This window comes from Ramlibacter sp., assembly GCF_028292805.1.
Lineage (GTDB): Bacteria > Pseudomonadota > Gammaproteobacteria > Burkholderiales > Burkholderiaceae_C > Ramlibacter.
This window is the reverse complement of sequence record NZ_JAQGLS010000273.1, coordinates 1-7,310: the sequence shown is the minus strand read 5'-3', so window position 1 is coordinate 7,310 and position 7,310 is coordinate 1. Positions and strand designations below refer to the sequence as shown.

Sequence of the window (7,310 nt, the reverse complement as noted above, 5' to 3'; positions counted from 1 at the left end):
GGATGTTGATCCCCACGCCCAATGGCAGGATCGCGGGCACTGCTTCGTACACCCGGCACGAGATGCCCGCCTGGTGCAGGCTCAATGCAAGTGTCAATCCGCCGATACCGGCACCCAGGATGGCAATTTCTGTATCGACGCTCACGCGGCTCCTCTCGACTTCGTCATGGACCGCGATTAGCGCGCACAATCAAGGATTAGTAAAATTTAGATGTGCAATGCGGACATAAGAGGCGCCTATGAACCTGTCGACCCGGCAGCTGCGCGTTTTCCTGAACATCGTGAACCAGCAGAGCTTTACCCGGGCGGCGGAGCTCTCGCACATCACGCAAGCGGGCATCAGCATCATGGTGCGGGAGTTCGAGCGGCAGGTCGGGGCGCGGTTGTTCGACCGCACCAGCCGCGCGGTGGCGCTGACCGAAGCCGGACGCAAGCTGGTGCCGGTGGCCGTTCGGGTGCTGCGTGAGCTGGATGCCGTCACGGCGGAGATCGGGCAGGCCGGGCTGAAGGCGCGAGGCGTGTTGCGCGTGGCGGCCACTCCCTTGATCAGCTCTTGCTACCTGCCGCAGGCACTGGCGGCTTTCTGCAAGGCCAACCCCGGCGTGGACGTGCGCATTCTCGATGCGCCGCTGGACGGCGTCGAAAACCTGATTCTCCAGGAAGACGCCGACGTGGGCCTGGGGGTGTTCTTCAAATCCGCGCCGGGCCTGAAGAAGTTGCCGCTGGGGAATTTCCCGCTCCTGAAGGTGTCCCAGGGGCTCGCGTTCCCCGACACCGTCGGCCGGGTGCGCTGGAGTGCGCTCAAGGACGAAAAGCTGGTCGGCCTGGTGCCCCGCAACCCGATCCAGAAAGTCATCGATGCGGAACTGCGCAAGGTCGGGGCCAGCGTCGACCACGTCCACTCGGTGAACCTTTTCAGCACCGTGATTGCGCTGGTGGAGGCCGGCTTCGGATCAGCCGTGGTGCCCGCGTTTGCCATCGACGCCTGCCGGCGATCGCATGTGCGACTCGATCGCCTGCTCAACCCGACTGTCACCGTGCCGTTCTCCGCCGTCACCAAGATGGGAGGGGGGGTGCACGAGTTCATGCCGCAGTTCAACGCCGCCGTAATTCAGCACATGCCGTCGGTCGCCTGAACTTGCGCCCGCTCGCGAGATGCGAAAAGGGCCCCGAGAGGGGCCCTTGCTTCTTGCCGGAGACAACCGGTTCGGCTCAGAGGCCGATCTCGCCCGACGGGATCTTGCCCAGGCGCAGCGCCTGGGCGGCCTGCGCGCGCACCACGCGGGCGTCGAGGCCGGACTGCAGCGGCGCGGCGACGCGCGAGCCGGCCGGCTCGGTGCTGCGGGTGGCGGACACTTTCGCGGCTTCGGCCATCACTTCGGCGCGGGTGCGGGTGCCTTCGAACTTGATCGCGAACGGCGCGCCGAATTCGGCGTTGGCGCTGGCGGCGCCGGAGAAGGCGGCCGCGGAGATGGCGGTGATGGCCAGGAACTTCTTGGAGATCATGATGAAACCTTGTGCAGTGCGTTGACGGATGGACCTTGTTCCGGTCGCTCGCGGCGCCTTGTTGCTGGCGCCGCGTTCAACCGTGATCTCACTGTAGGCGGGGCCCTTTAGCTGGCCCTTAGCGGTTTGTTAGGTGGCCGTTAGGCCCACCGCTTCCACCCGCGCGATCAACCCGCTGCGATCGTCGCGGTTGCGCAGCGTCACTGCCAGGCCGCAGCGCCGCGCCGCGGCCTGCGCGATGGCCAGGCCCAGGCCGCTGCCGCTGGCGCCGTTGCCCGGAACGCGAAAGAACCGGTCGAACACGCGCGGCAGCAACTCCGGCGGAATGCCCGGGCCGGTGTCCACCACCTCGAGCGCCATGCGGCCCTGGTCGTGCAGCAGCCGCACGTCCACCACCCCGCCTTCGGGCGTGTAGCGCATCGCGTTCTCGATCAGGTTGTCCAGCACGCTGCGCAGGTCGCCTGCCGCGCACTGCAAGGTCAAGGGCGCGGTGTGCGCGTCTGCCGCCAGCCCCAGGTCGATGTGGCGCTGGTCAGCCAGCGCGATCAGCGTATTGATGCTTTCGCGCAGCTGCGTCTGCAGGTCGACGATCGCCGGGCCGTCGGCACCGGCGGCTTCCTGCCGCGACAGCCGCAGCATCTGGTCGACCACCCGCTGCGCTCGTCGCACGCCGGCTTCGAGCTGGCCGAAGCGCTCGCTGGTCGCGCCGCAGTCGACGTCGCAGCGCAGGTTCTCCAGCTGCAGCCCGATGGCCGTGACGGGCGTGCGCAGTTCGTGCGCCGCGTCCTGCACGAAGCGGCGCTGCGTGGCGAACGCATCGCGCAGACGCCCCAGCAAGGCGTTGAACGACACCACCAGCGGCTCGATCTCGATCGGCACGCGGTCCATGGCCAGGCCGGTCAGGTTGTGCTCGTCCTGCTGCGCCGCCTGGCGGCCGATGTCCTGCAGCGCGCGGGCCATCGCGCGCGCCACCAGCCACAGCACCAGCATGGCGAGCGGCAGCAGCACCAGCATCGGAGCGATGGCGGTGAATGCGCGCTCGGCGGCCAGGCGGGTGCGGAAGGAGCCGCTCTGCGCCACCTGCACGATGCGGCCGTCGCCCGCCGCGGGCACGACGTAGGTGCGCCAGCGCCGGCCCTCGTGCACCGCGTCGTGGAAGCCGGAGCCGTGCTGCAGCGGCAGCTCGAAGCCGGCCACCGAGCTGAGCTCCGGCCGGCCCCCGGCCGCATGCACCTGCACGATGTAGGCGCCCCACTCGTGCACGCGTTCGCGCGTGTGCTGCGGCAGCTGGGTGACCTGGTGGCTGGCAATGGAGGACGCCAGCTGCTGCATCTGGTCGTCCATGAAGCCGTCGACCATGCGGCCGTAGCTCCACCACGACAGCGCCGCCGAAGTCGCCGCGACCACGAGGAACAGCGGCAGCAGCCACAGCATCAGGGCGCGGCGGATCGAACACAGCGGCCCCTGGGGAAAGACGTGCCACTTCATGGCGCCGTGCTCCTGGCGTCGCCGCCGCCGGTGACCCTCCAGCCCAGGCCGCGCACGTTGCGGATGGCATCGGTGCCCAGCTTGCGGCGCATTCCGTGGATCAGCACGTCCACCGCATTGCTGCTCACTTCCTCGCCCCAGCCGTAGATGCGGTTTTCCAGCTGCTCGCGCGACAGGATCGCGCCCGGCCGCTCCAGCAGCGCGTGCAACAGCGAAAACTCCCGGGCCGAGAGCTGGGCCCGCTCGCCTTGCACCAGCACTTCCCGGGTGGTCAGGTCCAGCTGCACGGCGAGGGTGCCGATCACCGAGTGGGCGCTGCCGTCGCGGCGGCGGATCACCGCGCGCATGCGGGCCAGCAGCTCGCGCAGCTCGTAGGGCTTGAGCAGGTAGTCGTCGGCGCCCAGGTCGAGCCCGGCCACGCGGTCGTCCAGGCCGTCGCGGGCCGTCAGCACCAGCACCGGCGTGGTGTCGCCGCGGGCGCGGGCGCTGCGCAGCACTTCGACGCCGTCGATCCCCGGCAGGCCCAGGTCGAGCAGCACGCAGGCGTAGTCGCCGTCGGCCAGGGCGCTTTGCGCCAGCTGGCCGTCCTTGACCCAGTCGACCGACCAGCCTTGGGCGGCCAGGGCCGGGCGCAGGCTCTGGCCGATCATCTCGTCGTCTTCCACCAGCAGCACTCGCATGTCAGCCTTCCTGGCGCCAGGCCATGTTCCAGCGCGCTTGCAGCCGCGCTTGCCGCACGAGGATAGCGCCGGCGGCCAGCAGCATGGCAACTTGCGGAAGTTCGGCCCACAGCGAGAGGGGATCGGCGGCGCCGGCAGGCGCCGGCAGCGCCAGGACCAGCAGGGTGAACTTGGACAGCAGCGCGACCGCCGTGGCCGGGGTGCGCAGCGGTTCCCACCAAGGCGCCAGCGCCAGGCCGGCGCCGACGAGTGGCTGCAGCGCCTGGTGCTGCAGCCACAGCGTGGCGGGCCACGGGGCCCTGGCAGCGGCTTCGGCGAGCGTGGCGACGCCCACCGTGAGCAGCAGTCCGGCGGCCAGCCGGTGCAGCAGATCATGCATGGGATGCTCCCGAGAAGCCGGGAGCATAAGAGGGAAGACTTAGCCGGGCATTAGCCGGGCCGGTCCCCGGGGACCGTGGTGCGCTTGTTCCTCTTTTGAGCGGACTGCGCGGAGCATCGTGCAGCGCGGTCCTCCTGCAACTGAGCAGGGATTTTTCGAAGTGAAAGCTTCAGTCCTGGCCTTCGGTCAGCGTGTCCAGCTGGAATTTACCGCTCTTGTGCCACAGCCAGGTGTCGGTCCAGACCACCTTGCCCAGACGGGCCGGCACCGGGAAGGGCGCGGCGGCGCGCACCGTCTTTTCGATCTCGGCGATCACCTCCGGCGCATGACGTGGCGCGCGCATCCAGTTCAGGCTGCGCACGGAGCCGCTGCGATCCACCTCGACCTGCAGCACCCCGATGGCGTACAGCTGGGGCGGCAGGCGGCCTTTCCAGATGCGCTCCTGGTTCAGGCCGTAGACGTGGGTGGCGGCGTCGGCGCGGTAGGCGCGCGGGTTGGCCGCGGCCGAGGGCGGCGAGGTGCGCGGGAAAGGCAGGGGCTGGACGCTGGCCTGGGGCTGCCGGGGCGGCTGCGCCGGCACCACGGCGGGCGCCGGATCCGGCGGCACCGAGGTCGAGGTGCATGCGGCCAGCAGCGCGGCAACCCCGGCGGCCAGCGGACCCAGATAGCGCAGCTTGTTGGAATGCTTCATCATGTGATCCTGGCGAAGTGAACGCGCGGCGGTTGCGGGCGCAAGGCCACAACGGCGCCACGCGCCCCAATGATGACCCTGGTTGCCGATCCTGCCGCGTTCTTGCGGACGGCCCCACTGTAAAGCATGCTGCCCCGAGAACAAACCACGCGGCGGTTGGCCAGCGCCGACGCCATCCTCGTCACCGTCCACGCCACCGCTGGCTCGGTGCCGCGCGAGCCCGGCGCCTGGATGGCGGTGTTCGCCGACGCGGTGGTCGGCACCATCGGCGGCGGCCACCTGGAATTCGCCGCGATCGCCCAGGCCCGCGGCCGGCTGGCCGGCGCCGCTGGCGAACCGGTGCTGCGCTACGCGCTCGGTCCCGCCCTGGGCCAGTGCTGCGGCGGCGTGGTGCACCTGCGCTTCGAGCCGGTCGGCCGCACCGACATCCCGGCCCTGGCCACGCGGCTGGATGCCGGCCGGGCGCCGCTGGCGCTGTTCGGCGGCGGGCACGTCGGCCGGGCCCTGGTCACGGTGCTCGGGACGCTGCCGTTCGCCATCACCTGGATCGACAGCCGCGACGAGATCTTCCCGGTGCAGGTGCCCGACAACGTGCGGTGCGAGCATTCGGACCCGGTGCAGGCGGCCGTGGCGGACCTGGCGCCGGGCTCGCGCGTCCTGATCATGAGCTTTAGCCACGCCGAAGACCTGGACGTGGTGGCGGCCTGCCTCACGCGGCTGCGCCAGCGGGGCGACCTGCCTTACGTCGGCCTGATCGGCAGCAAGACCAAGTGGGCCACCTTCCGGCACCGGCTGGACGAGCGCGGCTTTCGCCAGCAGGAACTGGCGCAGGTCACCTGCCCGATCGGCGTGCCCGGCATCGCCGGCAAGCAGCCGGAGGTGATCGCCGTCGCCGTGGCGGCGCAGCTGCTGCAGGCCGGGCTGCCGTAAACTTCGCCGGTCGGTCGCAGCGGCGCCGCTTTCCCAGCGAGTGCGCGATCCCCTTTTGCTCAGAGCGCCCGCAGTGGTGAGCAGAACGCGTTCTCCTTTGCGCCAGCCATGGAAACCTACCTTCTCGACTGGGCCAGCCTGCTGCTGCGGTGGCTGCACGTGATCACCGCGATCGCCTGGATCGGCTCCTCCTTCTACTTCGTCTTCCTCGACAGCAGCCTCACGCCGCCGGCCGACCACAAGCTGCGCGGCGAGGGCGCCACCGGCGAGCTGTGGGCGGTGCACGGCGGCGGCTTCTACCACCCGGTGAAGTACGCCGTGCGGCCGCCGGCGCTGCCGCCGCACCTGCACTGGTTCTACTGGGAGGCTTACTCCACCTGGTTGTCCGGCTTCGCGCTGTTCACCGTGGTTTACCTGTGGAACGCCAGCACTTTCCTGGTCGACCGCTCGCTGGTGGACTGGTCGCCGGGCGCGGCCGTCGCCGTGGCGGTGTCGTTCCTGCTGCTGTTCTGGGTGCTGTATGACGCCATCTGCCAGCTGTTCGGGCACCGCCGCAACGGCGATGGCATCGTCGGCGCCCTCGTCCTGCTGCTGGTCTGCGCCGCCTGCTGGCTGGCATGCCAGTGGTTCCCAGGCCGCGCGGCCTTCCTGCTGGTGGCGGCGATGATGGCCACGGCCATGAGCGCCAACGTGTTCTTCTGGATCATCCCCGGCCAGAAGAAGGTGATCCGCGCCATCGAGGCCGGCGAGCCGGTCGACCCGGTGCACGGTTGGCGCGGCAAGCAGCGCAGCGTGCACAACACCTACTTCACGCTGCCGGTGCTGTTTGGCATGCTGTCCACCCACTACGGCTTCCTGTACCAGCACGAGCGCAATTGGGTGGTGCTGGTGCTGATGATGTTCGCCGGCGCCGCGGTCCGCCAGTTCTTCGTCATGCGGCACGGCTACAGGCTCGGACGCAATCGCCATCCGGCCGGCTACGCGCTGGTCGGCGTGGCCGTGATCGCTGGCGTGGCCTGGTGGCTGGCGCCCGCGCCCGGCGCGAGCACCGCGGGCCCGGTCCCGGCCGCCACTTATTCGAGCGTGGGGGCCGTGATCGCGCAGCGCTGCGCCGCCTGCCACGGCGCCCAGCTGCAGATGAAGAACGTGCGACTGGACTCGCCGGAGGCGCTCAAGCAGCATGCGGCCGCCGTCTACCAGCAGGCCGTGGTGCAGAAAACCATGCCGCTGAACAACAGCACCGCGATGACGGAGGCCGAGCGCGCCTTGCTCGGCCAGTGGTTCCAGCGTGGTGCGCCGGTGAACTGAAGCGGCACAATGGCGCGAGGAGATCCCATGACCGCGCCCGACCCCGCCACCGAACCGCGCCGCTTCCTCGAGCACCTGTATGCAGCCGCCGTGCGGCGCGCGCTGCCGCTGCACAACACCGCGGCCTTTCTGCCGAAAGTGCCGCGTGGTCGCACCGTCGTGCTCGGCGCCGGCAAGGCCGGCGGCGCGATGGCCCAGGCCGTCGAGCAGCTCTGGCCCGCCGACGCGCCGCTGTCGGGGCTGGTCGTCACCCGCTACCAGCACACGCCGGAGCGCCCGGCCGGGGTGCCGGCGCGCATCGAGGTGGTGGAGGCTCGCCATCCCGTGC

At 70.2% G+C, this 7,310-nt stretch carries 10 protein-coding genes; 4 read left to right on the top strand and 6 right to left on the bottom strand.

Features of this window, described 5'->3' with window-relative positions:
* Positions 1-145, bottom strand: a 145-nt coding sequence (locus JWP65_RS16645; protein WP_299765728.1) for an NAD(P)-binding protein, incomplete at its 3' end; no start/stop codon positions are given.
* Between the two features lie 94 nt (positions 146-239).
* On the opposite strand from JWP65_RS16645, the gene JWP65_RS16640 reads away from it, so the two are divergent.
* Positions 240-1,136, top strand: a complete 897-nt coding sequence (locus JWP65_RS16640) for a LysR family transcriptional regulator (protein WP_299765724.1) — start codon at positions 240-242, stop codon at positions 1,134-1,136.
* A 76-nt stretch (positions 1,137-1,212) separates the two neighbouring features.
* On the opposite strand, the gene JWP65_RS16635 is transcribed toward JWP65_RS16640, so the two are convergent.
* The 5 genes from JWP65_RS16635 to JWP65_RS16615 form a co-directional block, all read right to left on the bottom strand.
* Positions 1,213-1,506 carry a DUF4148 domain-containing protein gene (locus tag JWP65_RS16635; protein ID WP_367280524.1) on the bottom strand — a complete coding sequence of 98 codons (294 nt, stop codon included), beginning with the start codon at positions 1,504-1,506 and terminating at the stop codon, positions 1,213-1,215.
* A 129-nt stretch (positions 1,507-1,635) separates the two neighbouring features.
* Entirely contained in the window at positions 1,636-2,994 is a 1,359-nt protein-coding gene (locus tag JWP65_RS16630) for an ATP-binding protein (RefSeq protein WP_299765721.1), read from the bottom strand.
* The gene (locus tag JWP65_RS16625; protein ID WP_299765720.1) at positions 2,991-3,674 is read right to left on the bottom strand and encodes a response regulator transcription factor; all 684 of its coding nucleotides are present in this window, start codon (positions 3,672-3,674) and stop codon (positions 2,991-2,993) included. The genes JWP65_RS16630 and JWP65_RS16625 overlap by 4 nt, the downstream gene beginning before the upstream one ends.
* 1 nt (position 3,675) lies before the next feature.
* On the bottom strand, positions 3,676-4,053 hold the full coding sequence (locus tag JWP65_RS16620) for a hypothetical protein (RefSeq protein ID WP_299765718.1): 378 nt from the start codon (positions 4,051-4,053) through the stop codon (positions 3,676-3,678).
* A gap of 169 nt (positions 4,054-4,222) precedes the next feature.
* Positions 4,223-4,747, bottom strand: coding sequence for a hypothetical protein (locus tag JWP65_RS16615; protein WP_299765716.1), 525 nt, complete (start codon positions 4,745-4,747; stop codon positions 4,223-4,225).
* A gap of 123 nt (positions 4,748-4,870) precedes the next feature.
* Here JWP65_RS16615 and xdhC point away from each other — a divergent pair, with 123 nt between their 5' ends.
* The 3 genes from xdhC to JWP65_RS16600 form a co-directional block, all read left to right on the top strand.
* Positions 4,871-5,674, top strand: coding sequence for a xanthine dehydrogenase accessory protein XdhC (gene xdhC, locus JWP65_RS16610; RefSeq protein WP_299765714.1), 804 nt, complete (start codon positions 4,871-4,873; stop codon positions 5,672-5,674).
* A 108-nt stretch (positions 5,675-5,782) separates the two neighbouring features.
* Positions 5,783-6,982 carry a urate hydroxylase PuuD gene (locus JWP65_RS16605; protein ID WP_299765712.1) on the top strand — a complete coding sequence of 400 codons (1,200 nt, stop codon included), beginning with the start codon at positions 5,783-5,785 and terminating at the stop codon, positions 6,980-6,982.
* Positions 6,983-7,009: 27 nt separating this feature from the next.
* On the top strand, positions 7,010-7,310 hold a 301-nt coding region (locus JWP65_RS16600), incomplete at its 3' end, for a DUF4147 domain-containing protein (protein WP_299765710.1).

Coding starts and splice junctions, on each gene's coding strand:
- xdhC (WP_299765714.1), top strand. CDS start 4,871: ATGCTGCCCCGAGAACAAACCACGCGGCGGTTGGCCAGCGCCGACGCC.
- JWP65_RS16635 (WP_367280524.1), bottom strand. CDS start 1,506: ATGATCTCCAAGAAGTTCCTGGCCATCACCGCCATCTCCGCGGCCGCC.
- JWP65_RS16630 (WP_299765721.1), bottom strand. CDS start 2,994: ATGAAGTGGCACGTCTTTCCCCAGGGGCCGCTGTGTTCGATCCGCCGC.
- JWP65_RS16620 (WP_299765718.1), bottom strand. CDS start 4,053: ATGCATGATCTGCTGCACCGGCTGGCCGCCGGACTGCTGCTCACGGTG.
- JWP65_RS16615 (WP_299765716.1), bottom strand. CDS start 4,747: ATGATGAAGCATTCCAACAAGCTGCGCTATCTGGGTCCGCTGGCCGCC.
- JWP65_RS16640 (WP_299765724.1), top strand. CDS start 240: ATGAACCTGTCGACCCGGCAGCTGCGCGTTTTCCTGAACATCGTGAAC.
- JWP65_RS16625 (WP_299765720.1), bottom strand. CDS start 3,674: ATGCGAGTGCTGCTGGTGGAAGACGACGAGATGATCGGCCAGAGCCTG.
- JWP65_RS16605 (WP_299765712.1), top strand. CDS start 5,783: ATGGAAACCTACCTTCTCGACTGGGCCAGCCTGCTGCTGCGGTGGCTG.